Genomic DNA, 17,144 nt, shown 5'->3' on the forward strand with positions numbered 1-17,144 from the left:
CGTCAGATTTCGTAGTCGAGCTGCCACTCGGGCTGGCGGAAGGCCGGCTGCTGCTCGGCAAAGGCGGGCTGGCGGGCCTTCATCTGCGCATAGAGCCGCTTCACCGAGTCGCTCGCGGTACGGACGAACAGGAAGGGCAGCACCGCATGGACGATGCAGGCGGCGCCGCCGACCATCATCGTCGCGCCGAACTTGGCCGCAGTGGCGGCATGCTCGCCATAGCTTTCGCCGACGCTGCGCGGATGGGCGAGGAAAAGCCGAGTGATCATGTGGGAAATGTACGCGCGAACCGGCGCGGTGGGAAGGGCGGACACCGACGAAGCGGGCCGCCCTTCCGACGATCAGAGCTTGGCGATCGTCTCCGCCAGTGCGGTCACGTCGACATCGCTGCCTTCGGTGGCGACGGTTTCGGTGAGGTGCGCGCGGACCAGGTCGAGCAGCGGCAGTTTCGCGCCCAGCGCTTCCGCGGCCTCGCCCGCGAGGCGCATGTCCTTGAGGCCCAGCGGCGCGGCGAAACCGGCGGGGCGGTGACGGCGCTCGGCGATCGGCGGGCCATAGACCTTGTGGATGGCGCCATCGAAGATCGTGCCCGAGAACACCTCGAGCATCTTCTCGCGGTCCACGCCGCCCTTCTCGCCAAGCGACATCGCCTCGCCATAGGCCTCGACGGTGGCCATGATCATGAAGTTGCCGGCGAGCTTCACCAGGTTGGCGGCCGAGGGCTTGTCGCCCATCGGGAAGGTGACGCGGCCGAGCGCGTCGAGGATCGGCGCGGCGGCTTCCATCGCCTCAGGCGCACCGGCGGCGACGATGGCGAGCTTGCCCTGCGCGGCGACCGGCGGGCGGCCGAAGACCGGCGCGGAGACGAAGTGATGGCCCGCCTCGGCATGGCGCTCGGTGAGCGCGTCGGCGGTGGCGACGGCGATGGTGCTGTGCGAAAGATGCAGCGCGCCCGGTGCCATGCCCGCGAGCACGCCGTCCTCACCTTCGAGGATCGCGGTCAGCGCCGCATCGTCCGACACCATGGTCAGCACGATCTGCGCGCCGTCGGCGGCTTCGCGGGGCGTGCGGGCGAGGCGGGCGCCGCGTTCGGTAAGAGCGGCGGCCTTGTCGGGCGAGCGGTTCCAGACGGTGAGCGTGTGCCCGGCATCGAGCAACGCGCCCGCCATGCCGATCCCCATCTGTCCGAGCCCGAGAAATGCGAGGTCCATGCGTGTCTCCCTGGATTACGGCGCCGCATGTGGGGTGTGGCACCCGGAACCCAAGGGGTTATCCGCCGATCAGCACCGCCGCGTCGATGAGCGCCCGCGGGACCGAGACCCCCGGGGTGGTGCCGATATAGCGCGGCACCCAGGCGGGGCCGAACTTCTGCTTGAACGATCGCAGCCCGGAAAAGCCGTAGATCCGCTCGCCATGGCCATAGACTGCCGCCCCCAGCCGCGACCAGATCGGTGCGAGCGGGCCGGGCTTGAGCCCGGAGAGCGGCGCCATGCCGAGGTTGAAGCGCTGGAAGCCCTGCGCCGCGCCATATTGCAGCAGCCGCACGAACAGCAGGTCCATCGCGCCATAGGGCGTGCCGGGCCGGTGGCGCATCAGGTCGACCGAGATTTCCTCCCGATTGGGTGTCTCCCAGAGATTGGCGAAGGCGACGATCGTGCCCTCCAGCCGCAGCACGGCGCAGTCGAACTGCGACAGATAGTCGGGATCGAAGCGGCCGAGGCTGAAGCGCTTCTCGGCGCCGGTCTTGCCCGCCAGCCAGGCATCGGAGACGCGCTGGAGATCGGGAAGCGCCTCCGGGACCTGCGCGGCCGGGATCACCTCGAACACCAGGCCTTCGCTGGTCGCACGCTTGACCGAATAGCGCAGCGACTTGAACTGCCCGCCTTTCAGGTCATAGCCCTGGCGCAGATCGACCACCGCTTCCTCGCCATATTTGAGCGGCTGAAGGCCGAGTTCGACGACCAGCGGCAGCATCGCCGCGCTGACCTGGAACAGGCAGAGCCGGCCCCGCGCGGCATCGCAGCGGCGGCGGATTTCCCAGATCAGCTCGGACCAGGCTTCCTCGGGGCCCACTGGATCGCCCATCACGATCCAGGTGCGGCCCTGCACGCGGTACATCAGGAAGGCGTCGCCCGAGGTGGAGACGAGGAAGTCCTTGTCGCCGGTGTAAGCCAGCATCGCATCGGCGCGGCTAGTGGCGGCGAGTGCGCGCGTCGCCACCTGGGGGTCCAGCGCCTGATGCTCGCGCACCCGGGGGGCTGCGGACATCAGCCGCCAGAAGGCCCAGCCGACTAACAGCATCGTCGCGCCCAAGGTGGCGCGCAGGAAGCGCGGCGCATTGCCGCGCCAAGCGAAGTCCCACCAGAGATCGTCGCTGTACGGCACGCGCTTGTAGGCGAAGAAGCCCGCCCAAGCGCTGAGCAGCACCGCAATCAGCGCCGCTGCCCACCACCAGCGGGCGATCGGCGCCGAGCCGATGCCGGCGCTGCGGTAGAAGCCGGGCCGGGCATATTGGAGCAGCCCGGCGACGATCAGCAGCACCGTCGCTTCCTCGTAATCGATGCCCTTGGCGATCGAGAAGACAGCGCCTGCCACCAGCAGCAGTCGCGCCGCGTAGAAGCCGCTCTTCAGCCGCGCCTGCACGGCGGGGGCAATCAGCAGCAGCGCGGTGCCGACCAGGCTTGCGGCGAAATGCGAGCCCTCGACGAAGGGCAGCGGCAGGATGCCGTGCAAGGGGTGCATCCGGCCATGCGCCGGCGGCAGCGCACCCGAGACGAGCAGCACCAGTCCGCCGCCGAACACCAGCAGCGCGAGGAGGGGCGGTACGAGCACCTGTCCGATCCGGTGGGCGACACCCAAGCCGGTGGCGATCGGATGCCGCAGCCGTCGTCCCTCGATGCTGACCAGCAGCCCGCCGGCGACCAGTAGCGGGAGGAGATAGTAGAGGACCCGGTAGAGCAGCAGCGCGGCGAAAAGATCGCTGCGGCCGATCGGCACCAGCGCGAGCATCACCGCCTCGAACACGCCAATCCCGCCGGGCACATGGGTGACAAGCGCGATGACGATGGCGAGCGCATAGGCGAGGTAGAAGCTGCCGATCAGCGCCGGATCGGCATGAGGGATCAACACGAACAGCGCGCCCGATGCGCAGGCGAGGTCGATGGCGGCGATGCCGATCTGGCCCGCCATCAGCGGCACCGGCGGCAGCGGCAGGGTCGCGCTGCCGAGGCGCAGCTCCGCCAGACCGCGGGCCCGCAGGACGAACAGCACGGTGAAGGCGAGCAGCACCGCCAGTCCGGCGCCGTGCAGCAGCGCCAGCGGCAGCGTTTGGCCGAACAGCAGGAGCGGCTGCGGCGCGGCGAGCAGCGCGATGGCGGTCCCCGCGAAGACCCCGCTCCAGAAAGTGGCGCCCGCTATCAGCGTGATGCGCGCGACATCGGCGAAGTCGAGCCCCGCCGCACCGTACGCCCGCAGCCGCGCAGTGCCGCCGGTGAGCAGCGACAGACCGAGATTATGGCTGATCGTGTAGCTGGTGAACGAGGCCAGCGCCGCGGTCCGCCACGGCAGCCGCTGGCCGATCGCGCGCACCGCGAACCAGTCGTAGAGGGTGAGCGCAAGGTAGGAGGCGGTGGTGAACGCGAACGCCGCCGCCAGCCGCGCGGGCGCGATCTGGTGCAGCGCGTGCCGGACATCGCGCAGGCGCACTTCGGCGAGAATCGTACGCACCGCTTCGAAGCCCAGTGCTGCGATCGCCAGCGTAACGAGGATCAGCAGCGGCCTACGACGGCGCGCGAGCCAGGCCGGCAGACCGTTTGCGGTCGACGGCTCTTCCTCCGGCGCCTCGGTTTCGGCGGTCTGCATCCAACTCCCCCAACGGCGCCTTTCCCGTGCGCCAGCTCGCCTTACTCCGCCCGAGCGGCGCCGGGCAATTGAGGGGCGCGATTATGGTGCAGGCGCGTCCAAATGCGTGCCGAGCACCGGGGCGAGCGCGGCGAACACGGTGCGGACCAGCAGGTCGTGGTCCATCCGCAGGAAATGGCCGCCGGGCAGGGTGATGCGGCGGACATTGGGCGCGAGCAGGGTGGGGCACAGGCTGTCGGTCTCGTCCGCCCCGCGGATGCAGGTGACCGGCAGCCAGTCGAGCGCGCGCGCCGAGGCGGCATCGGCATCGGGCGTCCCGAGATAGGCGAAGCCGAGCGGGTCGGCACGGAAATAGGCGTCGGTGCCGGGGACGACGAGCACCAGCGCGGCGACCTGGGCACGAAGCGCCGGCGGGAGCGACGCCAGGGCCACCCGCGCCATGTCCGCGCCGAAGGACTGGCCGATGACGATCACCCTGGTCGCGCCCGAGCGGCGCTGGGCTTCGCGGATCGCGTGGATCAGCAGCGCCTGCACCTCGGCATGGGTCTGGCGCCGGGCAAAGGCGGTCGAGCTCGCCACGGCATAGACCGGCACCCCGGCCCCGGCGAGCGCCTCGACGACATAGGAACCCATGCCGTAGCGAATGCCCATATCCCCCGACAGGAACACCGCGGCGACCGGGGCGGTGCCGGGGCGCTCGGGCATGCCGTAGAGGTGGACGGGATCGCGATCGAGGAAGCCGGCGCTCCAATAGACCCCGAAGGCGATCGCGGCGAGCAGCGCGACGAGGGCGGCCGCCCAGCGCTTCCAGGCGAGACGGCGGGTGCGGGGGGAGAGTGTCGCCATCATTGCGCCTTATGGGGTGAGAGATGAAGGGGGGCTGAAGGGGGACACGTCCTTAGCCCTTCTCCTCGGAGGAGGGGTTGGGGTGGAGGGATGCCAGAACTTCTGTTGGTCTCTGCGAGACACGGCCCCACCCCAAACCCCTCCCCTGAAGGGGAGGGGCTTAAGCGCCCTCCCGCTTCGCCCCCTCAAAACTTGTTCCGCCCGGCGCGGATCTCGGCCCGCGCGGTGAACAGCGCCCGGGCGCCCGCGGCGACGTCGCGCATCACCACCACCGCCTTGTCGCCCGCCTCCAGCCGCTCGTCGCGGGCGGGGCGGGGGATCGAGCGGCCGTCGGCGCGGTCGATCTGGACGAGGAACACGCTGCCTTCGGCACGGCGCTCGGCCTCCTCGACGCTGAGCCCCGCCATGGCCGAGCCCTTCGCGACTTCGATCAGCTCCACCTCCAGCCCGAGCGCCCCGAGTTCGCGCCGCAGCCGCGCGAGCTCGGCCTCGCCCTGGACATGCTCGCGGTGCGGATAGAGGATCATCCGCGCCATCGCCTCGGCGCCGATATGGGTGGGGAAGACGACCCGGTCGGCGCCGGCATGGATCAGCTTGCGCTCGGTGGTCGGCGCCTCGCCGCGGGCGATGATCTCCAGCCCCGCGTTGAGATTGCGGGCACTGAGCGTGATGAACACGTTGGCCGCATCATCTGGCAGCACGGTGGCGAGCGCACGGGCGCGCTGGATCCCGGCGGCGATCAGCACTTCCTCCTCAGTCGCGTCGCCGGCGAGGGTGCACAGCCCCGCCGCTTCGGCCTCGGCGCGGCGTTCGGGGCCGCGCTCGATCACCACCACCGGCACCGCGGCGCGAGAAAGATCGCGGGCGAGCATCACCCCGATCCGGCCATAGCCGCAGATCACGACATGGTCGGCGAGCTTGTCGATGCGGCTCTGCATGCGGGTTGCTCCGAAAATACTCTGCAATTGCAGCACGGTGAAGAACTGGACGAGCGCGCTGGTGAGCAGGATCATGCCGGTGCAGCCGAGCACCATCGTGCCCATGGTCAGCGCGTGGAGATAGGGGGTGTTGATCGGCCGGATCTCGCCATAGCCGACGGTGTAGATGGTCAGTACGACCATGTAGCTCGCGTCGGAGAAGCTCCAGCCCGCCGCCATATAGCCGATCGTCGCCAGCACCGCGACCGCGAGCACGAACAGCAGGATCGAAACGAGGTTGCGCACCGGCGAGCCGAGCACCTGTTCCGCTTCTGAAAGAATCCCCCGCATTGCGTTGATAAGGGCATGGGAAGCGGGGCTTGTCCATCGGGGTTTGCCCGCATCGGCAACCGCGAGGCGCATGCGAACGTTTAGCCTGGATCGGGTATAAGGATCGGGAGAGGCTGCATGCGGAAATGGGTGTTCGGAGTTGCCGCGTTGTTCGCCGCGCCCGCCATGGCGCAGACCCCGACCCCCAAGCCCCCGGTCGACCTCAACATCCTCCATGCACAGGTGATCCTCGACCATCTCGGCTTCGGGCCGGGCATTCTCGACGGGCGTGCAGGCCAGTCGCTCACGGCCGCGGTACGGGGCCTGCAGGAAGCACGCGGGCTGAAGGTCACGGGCGTGATCGATCCCGCCACGCTGGCGGTGCTCCACCAGTACCGCGCACTGCGGCCGGTGCGGACGCTCGCGGTCGGTGCCGACACGATGCAAGGGCCTTTCGTCGATCCGATCCCCAAGGATCTCGATCAGCAGGCCAAGCTCAAGGCGCTCGGCTATCGCAATCCGCTCGAGAAGTTGGCGGAGATGTTTCATACTTCGTCTGAAGTCATCACGGCGCTCAATCCCGGCGTGACGACGATCAAGGCCGGCACGATGCTGCGCCTCCCCAACGCGCTGCCGGGCTCACGCGATTATCCCACCGACTGGAAGCCCGAATGGCGCCAGACCCTCAACATGCTCAACGTCGACCCGCGCCAGCCCCAGGCCGACCATATCGTCGTCGACAAGTCTGAAGGCGTGTTGAAGGTTTATGGCGCGGGCAACCGGCTGGTCGCGCAGTTCAGCGCCACGATGGGGAGCGAGCATGATCCGCTGCCGATCGGGCGCTGGAAAATCAATGGTGTAGATACCAATCCTAAATTTCATTATAATCCGAAGCTGTTCTGGGATGCGAAGAAGGGCGACGATCCGGCGATGCTGCCGCCGGGGCCGAACGGGCCGGTCGGCGTGGTGTGGATCGACCTGTCCAAGGACCATTACGGCATCCACGGCACGCCCGAGCCGCAGACGATCGGCCGCACCGAAAGCCATGGCTGCATCCGCCTGACCAACTGGGATGCCGCCCGCGTCGCGCTGATGGTCAAGCCGGGCACCCCGGCGCTCTTCCAGGAATAACGCCGTGCGCCGCTTCGGCCTGATCGCGGGGCTGGTGGTGGTGGCGTTGCTCGCGCTGTTGGTGTCGCGCGTGCGCTTCCTGCCGGCGGGGCAGGCGCCGCGCGTCCCGGCAGCGGCCCCGACGCCCCCAGCCGCACCGGCAGCGTCTTCCGGGCTGGTCATCCCGGTGCAGGGCGTCCCCGCCTCGGCGCTCAGCGATAATTGGGGCGAACCCCGCGGCGACGGCACCCGAGAGCACCACGCGATCGACATCCTCGCGGCCAAGGGCACCCCGGTGCTCGCCGCCGCGTCGGGCACGGTCGAGAAGCAGTTCGAGAGCGATCTCGGCGGCCACACGCTCTATGTCCGGACGTCCGACGGCGGGACGATCCACTATTATGCCCATCTCGATACGATCGGCGTGGCAGAGGGCGCGGCCGTGCGCCAGGGCCAGCCGATCGCCACCGTCGGCACCAGCGGCAGCGCCGATGGCGGCGCGCCGCACCTCCATTTCGAGGTGAAGCGCATGGCCCCCGGCGAGGGCTGGTGGCAGGGGACCAACGTCGATCCCTATCCGCTGCTTGCGGGAAAGCCCGGGCGGAGCTAAAGGGCCCCGCTCAGCTCTTTCTCACATACAGGCACGATCCATGAAGATCAGCGGCGTGGACATCCGTCCCGGCAACATCATCGAATATGAAGGCGGCATCTGGCGCGCCGTCAAGATTCAGCACACCCAGCCCGGCAAGGGCGGTGCCTATATGCAGGTCGAACTCAAGAACCTGCGCGACGGCCGCAAGAACAATGTCCGCTTCCGCTCGGCCGAGACCGTGGAGCGCGTGCGCCTCGACACCAAGGATTTCCAGTTCCTGTATCCGGAAGGCGACATGCTCGTCTTCATGGACAAGGAAACCTATGACCAGACCACGCTGCCGCGCGACCTGCTCGGCGAGGCCGCGGCCTTCCTGCAGGACGGCATGGACGTGGTGATGGAACTCTATGACGACGAGGCGATCAGCGTCCAGCTGCCCGACACGATCGAAGCGACGATCGTTGAGGCCGACGCGGTGGTGAAGGGCCAGACGGCCTCCTCCTCCTACAAGCCGGCCGTGCTCGACAATGGCGTGCGCGTGATGGTGCCGCCGCATATCGGCAGCGGCACGCGCATTGTCGTCGACGTGTACGAGCAGACCTACGTCCGCCGCGCGGACTGATCTGCCCGGCTTCGGCCGAACACATTGAAGGGAAGGGGACGGCAGGCCTGCGTCCCCTTTTCCCGTTTTCAGGTCAGGCCTTCCTTAGTCCCCCGCAGCAGCGGCAGGGAGAGAGATTGATATGGCAGCCTTTTCCGGCCTTCTCACCGTCATGGACCGTGCCGCACGCAAGGCGGCTCCCCGCCTGCGTCGCGACTTCAACGAGGTCACGCACCTGCAGGTCAGCCGCAAGGGCCCGGCCGATTTCGTGAGCATGGCCGACAAGCGCGCCGAGCAGACGCTGATCGAGGAACTGCGCAAGGCGCGTCCCGACTGGCGCATTCTGGCCGAAGAGGGCGGCGAGCTGCCGGGCGATCCGGACAAGCCGCGCTTCATCGTCGATCCGCTCGACGGCACCACCAACTTCCTCCACGGCATCCCGCATTTCTCGATCGCGATCGCGGTCGAGGACCCCAATGGCGCGCAGGGCAAGCCCGAGATCACCCATGGCCTGATCTACCAGCCGCTCACCGACGAGAGCTTCTGGGCCGAGAAGGGCCGCGGCGCCTGGCTGCAGGACCAGCGGCTGCGCGTCTCGGCGCGGCGGGACTTGTCCGAGGCGCTGATCGCGACCGGCATCCCGTTCATGGGCCATGGCAATTTCGCCGAGTGGAGCCGCATCTTCGGTGCGGTGGCGCCCGAAGTGGCGGGCATCCGCCGGCTGGGCTCGGCCGCGCTCGATCTCGCCTGGGTCGCTGCGGGCCGCTTCGACGGCTATTGGGAATCGGACTTGAAGCCCTGGGACGTCGCGGCGGGCATGCTGCTCGTCAAGGAAGCCGGCGGCTTCGTCACCGACTATCGTGGTCAGGACATGGCGATGCAGCGGAACCAGTTCCTCGCGGCCAATGACGGGCTGCACTCCAAGCTCCACAAGCTGGTTGCCAACGCGTTGCGCTGAGGCGGTAAGTACGACTACGGAGCCGGGAAATTAGCTGTATTTCCGGGCCGTTTCCGGGGGTTTGCGCCCTATAAGGTCCTTAAAACGCATCGGCCATCAAGCCGGGCGAACTGGGACAAACGGCGCATGAACATGGAAGCGGGCGGCCTCGGCAAGGGGCGTCGGGGAGAGGCATCGGACGAGGCGTTCTGCCATGATGTGGGCTCGGTGCTCGATAGCCTCTATGCGGTGGCCGAGTTCAGCCCCGACGGCATCCTGACGCGCGCCAACCAGCATTTCCTCGATGCGATGGGCTGCGTCCTCGAGACGGTGGTCGGCGAGCACCACCGCTTCTTCTGCGACGAGGACTATGCCGCCAGCGCGACCTATGCCGCCTTCTGGGAGCGGCTGCGCGCCGGCGAGACGATCGACGAGACTGCGCGCCGCAACGGCTGCGAGGGCAAGGAGGCCTGGATCGCCGGCCATTATGCCCCGGTCAAGGACGCCAAGGGGACGGTAAAGAGCATCATCCTGATCGCCCGCGACGTACGCGGCGCGCAGATCGAGGCGGCGCTCAACCGCAGCGTGCTCAATGCCTTCAGCCGCGCCACTGCGATGATCGAATTCGATCTCTCGGGCCGCGTGCTCAGCGCCAACGAGAATTTCTGCAACCTCCTCGGCTACAAGGCCGAGGAAGTCATCGACCAACACCACCGCATCTTCTGCACCGCTGAGTATGCGCGCTCGCCAGCCTATCGCCAATTCTGGGAGCGGCTGGGTCGTGGCGAGTTCGACGGCGGCCTGTACAAGCGCGTCGCCAAGGATGGCAGTGATCGCTGGATCCAGGCGACCTACAACCCGATCCTCGACCATCAGGGCCTGCCGGTGAAGATCGTCAAGTTCGCGATGGACGTGACCAAGCAGCAGATCGACACCGCCGAGGCAGCGGGCAAGCTCGCCGCGATCGACCGCTCGACCGCAGTCATCGAGTTCGACACCAACGGCTATGTCGTCGCCGCGAACGAAATGTTCCTGCAGACCATGGGGTATGATCGCAGCGAGCTGATCGGCAAGCACCACCGCACCTGTTGCGACCCGGACTATGTGAAGGGCGAGGAGTACAACAACTTCTGGCGTGCGCTTGCGGCGGGCGAGTTCCAGGCCGGCATCTTTCCGCGGATCGGCAAGGAGGGGCGCCGTGTCTGGATCCGCGCCACCTACAATCCGATCGTCGATGCCGACGGCAAGCTGATCAAGGTCGTCAAATACGCCTATGACATCACCGAACAGAAGCAGCGCGCCGCCGATGCCGAGGGCAAGGTCGCCGCGATCAGCCGCGCGCAGGCGGTGATCGAGTTCACGCCCGAGGGCATGGTCCTCGAGGCCAACGACAACTTCCTGAATGCAACGGGCTATCGCCGCGAGGACGTGGTCGGCAAGCACCACAAGATGTTCTGCGATGCCGAACTGGTGAACTCGCAAGAATATGCGCGCTTCTGGACCGACCTCGCGCACGGCGAGTACATCGCCGGGGACTTCCGCCGCCGTAACAAGGCCGGCGAGGAAATCTGGCTCAACGCTACCTACAACCCGATCTTCGACGGCCTCGGCAACGTCGTGAAGGTGGTCAAGTTCGCGCACGACATCACCGCCCGCAAGAAGGATGCGATCGAGACCAAGAGCCGCGCCCAGGCCGTCGACCGCAGCCTCGCGACGATCGAGTTCAGCCTCGACGGCGAGATCCTCACCGCGAACGAGAATTTCCTTTCGACCATGGGCTACACCCTGCGCGAGATCCAGGGGCGGCACCATTCGATGTTCGTTGATCCGGCGCACCTCAAGTCGAAGGAATATGGCGACTTCTGGCGCGCGCTGGGGCGCGGCGAGGGACAGACCGGCCGCTTCCACCGGATCGGCAAATATGATCGCGACGTGTTCATCCAGGCGAGCTACTCGCCGGTGTTCGACCTGCAGGGCAATCCGTCGCGGGTAATCAAATATGCCTATGACGTCACCGACCAGGTGATGCTGGAGCGCACGATCGCCGCCAAGACCGAGCAGATGCAGGGCGTCGTCGGCGACCTTTCGGAGGCGATCAAGACGATCAGCGACGGCGCAGCGAGCGCCACCGGCCTTGCCAGCGAGACCCAGGCAGCGGCCGATCGTGGCACCAGCGCGATCGAGGGCACGATCGAGTCGATGGAGCTGATGGCGGCCTCGTCGAAGAAGATCGCCAGCATCGTCGACGTGATCGGCGACTTGGCCGGCCAGACCAACCTGCTCGCCTTCAACGCCGCGATCGAGGCGGCGCGCGCCGGCGAGCACGGCGTCGGCTTCTCGATCGTCGCCGAAGAGGTGCGCAAGCTCGCCGAACGCAGCGCCTCGGCAGCCGAGGAAATCAACCGGCTGATCGGGGAATCGAGCGAACGCGTCACCCAAGGTACCGAGCGCTCGCGCTCGGCGCGCGATGCCTTCGAGGCGATTGCTGGCTGTGTCGACAAGACCACCGGCGCGATCTCGGGCATCGCCCACTCGGTCGGTGCCCAGCGGGAGACGTCGCGCCAGGTCGTGGCGATGATTGGCGAGCTCGCGACCTCCACCCACAGCGCGATCTGAGCGGGGCAATGGGGACCGAGCTCAGCGCGCCGGTCGGGGAGGCCGGGCGGCGCCATATCGACGTCGGGTTGCTCCGGCTGTGCGGCATCGAACTGGCGGTGCCGGTAGACTGGGTGCGCGAAGTCGTGCCGTGCCCGGCGGCAATGGGGCCATGCTTCGGCAGCCACCCGGCGCTGATCGGCTCGATCGGGGTGCGCGGCGACGTCATCCCGGTGGTCGACGTCAGCGTGCTGCTCGGGTTCGCCGAGGCAACCGGCGCGGGCGGCACCATCGTGGTGCTGCGCAAGGACGACGTGCTGCTCGGCCTGCGGATCGACACCGTCTCGGGCCTCTACCGCATCCCGGTATCGGCGGTGCGCGAGCTGGTCGACTCGGGCGGCGGGGCGCGGCTGGTCGATCGTGCCTTTGTCCGCGAGGAGCATCTCGTCGGCATCGTCGATCCGGACGCGCTGTTCGCGATGCCCAGCCTGCCGCTGGTCCGCTGCGCCGTGCGCGACGACGACCATGCCGCGCTCGGCCGCGCGGCACCCTTCGTGCTCGTCACCGTCGCGGGCGTGCAGATCGCGATTGACAGCCATCTGGTGGAAAGCACCGCGCCGGCGACCAGCCTGCGCCGCTGCGCGGTTCCTGCTCCCGGCTGGGCGCGCTCGGTCAATTATCTCGGCCGCGACGTCCGCGTCTTCGACCAGCTCGCGACCTTGGGCCTCGACGGCGCGACTCCGGAGGAGTCGCAGGGGCCGGTGATCCTGTTGCGCATCGCGCCGGGCAAGCTGGTCGGCTGGCATGTCGAAAGCGTGCGCAGCGTCGCGCGTATCGCCAGCGACAAATTGGGGCCGCTTCCCTCGGGTCTCGCAGGCCGCGCCTCGCTGTTCGGCGGCACCGCCACCGATCCCGGCGGCGGCCAGAACCTGGTGCTCGACAGCTCGGCGGTCCGCGCCGATCCCGCGATCGTGGCGATGGCGGCACTATGCCGCGAGGCGACCGAAGCCGGCGGCCGCTCGATCGCCGTGGCAAAGGGCAAGGCCGACGCCACCAGCGCCTTCCTGATCTTCGATACCGGCGAGCGGCTGCTCGCCACGCCGCTCGACGCGATCCGCGAGGTGGTGCCGTTCCGCGGGCTTTCCTCGCGAGTCGAGGACTATTCGGGGCTTTGCGGCCTCAGCGACCATCGCGGTGCGCCGGTGTCGGTCTATGCGGTGGAGGCGGGGGTCCAGCCCGATGACGCCAGGCTGCTGATCATTGCCCGCGACCAGGAGGGGCAGGGCGCTCGCGGCTTCCTCGCCCAGCGGCTCGCGACGATCATCAACGCTCCCGCGCTCCCTGTCCCGGGGGGAAGTCCGGGCGCTCGGTTCGTCCCCGCAACGATCGACGGCACCGCGCATTCCATCCGAATTCATACGCTTGGCTGAAGCCCCGCCGCACGCGTTCAGCGGGGCTTAACAATTGCGAATGATTCTCAGCGGTTCCAGGCCTTGCCGCACCGGGATCATGGTCCTAGAAGCCGCTCAAGATTCCGCAGTCGCGAGAAGAGAAGGCCATTGGTCGACCTGTCACAATATCTGCCGATCCTGATATTCCTCGGGATCGCCCTGTTGCTCTCGGGCACGTTCGTGTTCCTGCCGATGCTCGTCTCGCGCCTGACCGGCACGAACAAGCCGTCGCCGGAAAAGCTCACCGAATATGAGTGCGGCTTCCCCGCCTTCGAGGATTCGCGCAGCCAGTTCGACGTGCGCTTCTACCTCGTCGCGATCCTGTTCATCGTGTTCGATCTGGAAGCGGCGTTCCTCTATCCGTGGGCGGTAAGCGTGTTCAAGCTCGGCTGGACCGCCTGGATTTCGATGATGATCTTTGTCGCCGAGCTGGCGCTCGGCCTAATCTATGCGTGGAAGAAGGGAGCCCTGGAATGGGAGTAGAGCTTTCGTCGGCGCCCCCGGCCGGTACGCTCCCGGACGTCGGCTTCCTGAACGACATCAATGCCGAGATCTCGGACAAGGGTTTCCTGGTCACCTCCACCGAGGAGCTGTTCCAGTGGGCCCGTACCGGCTCGCTGTGGTGGATGACCTTCGGTCTGGCGTGTTGCGCGGTGGAGATGATCCACGTCAACATGCCGCGCTACGACATGGAGCGCTTCGGCGCCGCCCCGCGCGCATCGCCGCGCCAGTCGGACGTGATGATCGTCGCGGGCACGCTGTGCAATAAGATGGCCCCGGCGCTGCGCCGGGTCTATGACCAGATGTCGGAACCGAAATACGTGATTTCGATGGGCAGCTGCGCCAATGGCGGCGGCTATTACCACTATAGCTACAGCGTCGTGCGCGGCTGTGATCGCGTGGTGCCCGTGGACATCTACGTCCCCGGCTGCCCGCCGACCGCCGAGGCGCTGCTCTACGGCGTGATGCAGCTGCAGCGGAAGATCCGCCGCATCGGGAGCCTGGACCGGTGAGGGCGCCGGCTCCCCGCTATGCCGCCAACGACGGCGTGATCGAGGCGGCCAAGGCCGCGCTCGGCGACATGCTGGTCGAGGCGAAGGATGCCGTGGGCGAGGTGTCGCTCACCGTCGTCCGCGAGAAGCTGTGCGACGCGATGATCGCGCTGCGCGACACGCCGGGCCTGGAATATCAGCAGCTCAGCGAGATCGCCGGCGTCGACTATCCGCAGCGCGCCGAGCGTTTCGACGTCGTCTACCAGCTGCTGTCGTTCACCCGGAACCACCGTATCCGCGTCCGCGTCACCACCGACGAGGAAAAGCCGGTGCCGAGCGTGACGGACATCTGGCCGGTCGCCGGCTGGCTCGAGCGCGAGACGTACGACATGTACGGCGTGCTGTTCTCGGGCAATGACGATCTCCGCCGCATCCTGACCGACTATGGTTTCCAGGGCCATCCGCTGCGCAAGGACTTCCCGATGACCGGGTATGTCGAAGTGCGCTACTCGGAAGAGGCGAAGCGCGTGGTCTATGAGCCGGTCAGCCTGGCCCAGGACTTCCGCAACTTCGACTTCATGAGCCCGTGGGAGGGCGCCAAGTACGTCCTCCCGGGCGACGAGAAGGCGCCGCAGCCCGAGGCCAAGGGTGCGCCCACGCCGGTCAAGGCAGGCGAGGTGGCCGAGGCCGACACCGCTGCCGCGAAGAGCGAGCCGGCGCAGGGCAAGGACACTAAGACCACCGAAAGCCCGGCCCAGACCGGCGCCGGTCAGCCGCACCCGGGCAACCAGCCTGGCGAAAAGCCCAAGGATCCGGACGTCGTCCCGACCAAGGGCGAAGGGCAGAACAAATGAGCGATACCGTCGACAAGATCATGGAACGCGATATCGACCCGGCGACGGGCGATACCTCGATCGCGAACTACACGATCAACTTCGGCCCGCAGCATCCCGCGGCGCACGGCGTGCTCCGTCTCGTCACCGAACTGGACGGCGAGATCATCGAGCGCATCGATCCGCATGTCGGCCTGCTCCACCGTGGCACCGAGAAGCTGATCGAGTACAAGACCTACACCCAGGCGCTGCCGTATTTCGATCGCTTCGATTACTGCTCGCCGCTGGCGATGGAGCACAGCTATGTGCTCGCGGTCGAGAAGCTGCTCGATCTCGAGGTGCCGCTGCGCGGCCAGTATCTGCGCGTGCTGTTCGCCGAGCTGACCCGCATCTGCAACCACATGCTGAACCTCGGTTCGCACGTCATGGACGTCGGCGCGATGACGCCGAACCTGTGGATGTTCGAGATCCGCGAGGACTGCCTGAACTTCTTCGAGCGGGCTTCGGGTGCGCGCATGCACTCGAACTATTACCGCGTCGGCGGGGTTCGCCAGGACGTGCCGGTCAAGCTGCTGAACGACATCGCGGAATGGCTCGACACGCGCCTGCCGCGGCTGTTCGGCGACGCGATCAGCCTGGTCGCCGAGAACCGCATCTTCAAGCAGCGCAACGTCGACATCGCGACGGTGAGCCGCGAGGACGCGATCAAGTGGGGCTTCTCCGGCCCGATGATCCGCGCCGCGGGCATCCCCTGGGACATCCGCCGGTCGCAGCCCTATGACGTGTACGATCGCGTCGACTTCGAGATCCCGGTGGGCACCCGCGGCGATTGCTATGATCGCTTCATGGTCCGCGTCGAGGAAGTCTACCAGTCGGCCCGCATCATCAAGCAGTGCATCCAGGACATGCCGGAAGGCCCGGTCCTGACGCTCGACCGCAAGGTCGGTGCGCCGAAGCGCGGCGAGATGAAGCAGTCGATGGAAGCGCTGATCCATCACTTCAAGCTCTTCACCGAAGGCTATCACGTGCCGGCGGGCGAAGTGTATGTCGCGACCGAGAGCCCGAAGGGCGAGTTCGGCGTGTATCTGGTGTCCGACGGCACCAACAAACCCTATCGCTGCAAGGTGCGCCCGACCGCGTTCAGCCACCTGCAGGCGATGGACTTCATGTCCAAGGGGCACATGCTGGCGGACATCACCGCCATCCTGGGCGCCATGGATATCGTTTTCGGTGAATGTGACCGCTGATGGCTGACGCTCCTCAACTCCCCGACGAAGCCGAAGTGCGCGCGCGCTGGGGCAATTTCGCCTGGACGCCGGCCAATGCCGAAAAGGCACGCGAGATCATGTCCCGCTATCCGGCGGGCCGCCAGATGTCGTGCACCATCCCGTTCCTCGATCTGGCGCAGCGCCAGGTGGGTGCCGAGACGAACACGCAGGGCTGGCTGCCGGTTCCCGTGATCGAGTTCGTCGCGCGCCAGCTCGACATGCCGTATATCCGCGTGTTCGAGGTCGCGACCTTCTACACCATGTTCAACCTGGTGCCGGTCGGCCGCTACCATGTGCAGGTCTGCGGCACGACGCCGTGCATGCTGCGCGGGTCGGACGACGTGATGGCCGCGTGCAAGTCGCGCGGACTCAAGAAGGGCCACACCACCGCGGACGGGCTGTTCACGCTCACCGAGGTCGAGTGCATGGGCAATTGCTCGTCGGCGCCGATGGTGCAGATCAACGACGACAATTTCGAAGATCTCGATTTTGATCGCACCCTCGCCATCCTCGACGCGCTGGCCAAGGGCGAGAGCCCCAAGACCGGCACGCAGGAGCCGGGCCGCCACACCGTCGAGCCGCTCGGCGGGCCGACGACGCTCACCGCGATGGTCAACGAGAACCATGACTATCGGGGCGAATGGTGATGCGGGGCAACAGCCTCATCGTCACCATCCTGGCCATCATCGGCGGCATCGTCGTGCTCGGCTGGGTGCTCAAGCTTGCATTTAACTTGATCGGGACACTCGTCCTGATCGGTCTGGCCGTAGTCTTCTATCTGTTCGTACAGAAGCTGGTCGGGAAGGGACGCTAA

At 67.3% G+C, this 17,144-nt stretch carries 17 protein-coding genes; 12 read left to right on the plus strand and 5 right to left on the minus strand.

All coding sequences use genetic code 11. The features are described 5' to 3' along the window. Positions 1-2: 2 nt before the first annotated feature. The 5 genes from ABIC35_RS17780 to ABIC35_RS17800 all read right to left on the minus strand — a co-directional run bounded on the left by ABIC35_RS17780 (position 3) and on the right by ABIC35_RS17800 (position 5,975). Complete coding sequence (locus ABIC35_RS17780) at positions 3-269, minus strand: DUF6356 family protein (protein WP_121076760.1); 267 nt, start codon at positions 267-269, stop codon at positions 3-5. Between the two features lie 72 nt (positions 270-341). Further along, positions 342-1,211, minus strand: a complete 870-nt coding sequence (locus tag ABIC35_RS17785; RefSeq protein WP_121076762.1) for an NAD(P)-dependent oxidoreductase — start codon at positions 1,209-1,211, stop codon at positions 342-344. A 58-nt stretch (positions 1,212-1,269) separates the two neighbouring features. After that, positions 1,270-3,861, minus strand: a complete 2,592-nt coding sequence (mprF, locus tag ABIC35_RS17790; RefSeq protein WP_121076764.1) for a bifunctional lysylphosphatidylglycerol flippase/synthetase MprF — start codon at positions 3,859-3,861, stop codon at positions 1,270-1,272. Positions 3,862-3,942: 81 nt separating this feature from the next. Continuing rightward, positions 3,943-4,707 carry an AcvB/VirJ family lysyl-phosphatidylglycerol hydrolase gene (locus tag ABIC35_RS17795; protein ID WP_121079353.1) on the minus strand — a complete coding sequence of 255 codons (765 nt, stop codon included), beginning with the start codon at positions 4,705-4,707 and terminating at the stop codon, positions 3,943-3,945. 185 nt (positions 4,708-4,892) lie between these two features. Then, a complete protein-coding gene (locus ABIC35_RS17800; protein ID WP_121076766.1) occupies positions 4,893-5,975 on the minus strand; it encodes a potassium channel family protein in 1,083 nt (360 codons plus the stop codon). Positions 5,976-6,092: 117 nt separating this feature from the next. On the opposite strand from ABIC35_RS17800, the gene ABIC35_RS17805 reads away from it, so the two are divergent. The 12 genes from ABIC35_RS17805 to ABIC35_RS17860 all read left to right on the plus strand — a co-directional run bounded on the left by ABIC35_RS17805 (position 6,093) and on the right by ABIC35_RS17860 (position 17,144). After that, positions 6,093-7,085 (plus strand): L,D-transpeptidase family protein, encoded by a 993-nt coding sequence (locus ABIC35_RS17805; RefSeq protein ID WP_121076768.1) that lies wholly within the window; start codon positions 6,093-6,095, stop codon positions 7,083-7,085. Between the two features lie 4 nt (positions 7,086-7,089). Beyond that, a complete protein-coding gene (locus ABIC35_RS17810) occupies positions 7,090-7,671 on the plus strand; it encodes a M23 family metallopeptidase (protein WP_121076770.1) in 582 nt (193 codons plus the stop codon). A gap of 40 nt (positions 7,672-7,711) precedes the next feature. Further along, positions 7,712-8,275 carry an elongation factor P gene (gene efp / locus ABIC35_RS17815; protein ID WP_064312161.1) on the plus strand — a complete coding sequence of 188 codons (564 nt, stop codon included), beginning with the start codon at positions 7,712-7,714 and terminating at the stop codon, positions 8,273-8,275. Between the two features lie 121 nt (positions 8,276-8,396). Further along, positions 8,397-9,212 carry an inositol monophosphatase family protein gene (locus ABIC35_RS17820; RefSeq protein WP_121076772.1) on the plus strand — a complete coding sequence of 272 codons (816 nt, stop codon included), beginning with the start codon at positions 8,397-8,399 and terminating at the stop codon, positions 9,210-9,212. Between the two features lie 126 nt (positions 9,213-9,338). Then, on the plus strand, positions 9,339-11,807 hold the full coding sequence (locus tag ABIC35_RS17825) for a methyl-accepting chemotaxis protein (RefSeq protein WP_121076774.1): 2,469 nt from the start codon (positions 9,339-9,341) through the stop codon (positions 11,805-11,807). An 8-nt stretch (positions 11,808-11,815) separates the two neighbouring features. Further along, entirely contained in the window at positions 11,816-13,216 is a 1,401-nt protein-coding gene (locus ABIC35_RS17830; protein ID WP_121076776.1) for a chemotaxis protein CheW, read from the plus strand. A 129-nt stretch (positions 13,217-13,345) separates the two neighbouring features. Further along, positions 13,346-13,720, plus strand: coding sequence for an NADH-quinone oxidoreductase subunit A (locus ABIC35_RS17835; protein WP_121076778.1), 375 nt, complete (start codon positions 13,346-13,348; stop codon positions 13,718-13,720). Next, on the plus strand, positions 13,711-14,250 hold the full coding sequence (locus ABIC35_RS17840) for a NuoB/complex I 20 kDa subunit family protein (protein WP_064312156.1): 540 nt from the start codon (positions 13,711-13,713) through the stop codon (positions 14,248-14,250). The genes ABIC35_RS17835 and ABIC35_RS17840 overlap by 10 nt, the downstream gene beginning before the upstream one ends. Further along, positions 14,247-15,083 (plus strand): NADH-quinone oxidoreductase subunit C, encoded by an 837-nt coding sequence (locus tag ABIC35_RS17845; RefSeq protein WP_121076780.1) that lies wholly within the window; start codon positions 14,247-14,249, stop codon positions 15,081-15,083. Before ABIC35_RS17840 ends, ABIC35_RS17845 begins: the two co-directional genes overlap by 4 nt. Beyond that, positions 15,080-16,309, plus strand: coding sequence for an NADH-quinone oxidoreductase subunit D (locus ABIC35_RS17850; protein WP_121076782.1), 1,230 nt, complete (start codon positions 15,080-15,082; stop codon positions 16,307-16,309). Before ABIC35_RS17845 ends, ABIC35_RS17850 begins: the two co-directional genes overlap by 4 nt. Beyond that, on the plus strand, positions 16,309-16,977 hold the full coding sequence (locus tag ABIC35_RS17855) for a complex I 24 kDa subunit family protein (protein ID WP_121076784.1): 669 nt from the start codon (positions 16,309-16,311) through the stop codon (positions 16,975-16,977). The genes ABIC35_RS17850 and ABIC35_RS17855 overlap by 1 nt, the downstream gene beginning before the upstream one ends. Then, positions 16,977-17,144 (plus strand): hypothetical protein, encoded by a 168-nt coding sequence (locus ABIC35_RS17860; protein WP_157084547.1) that lies wholly within the window; start codon positions 16,977-16,979, stop codon positions 17,142-17,144. The genes ABIC35_RS17855 and ABIC35_RS17860 overlap by 1 nt, the downstream gene beginning before the upstream one ends.

Origin of the sequence: Sphingomonas trueperi (genome assembly GCF_040545965.1) — a bacterium.
Classification (GTDB): Bacteria; Pseudomonadota; Alphaproteobacteria; order Sphingomonadales; family Sphingomonadaceae; genus Sphingomonas; species Sphingomonas trueperi_C.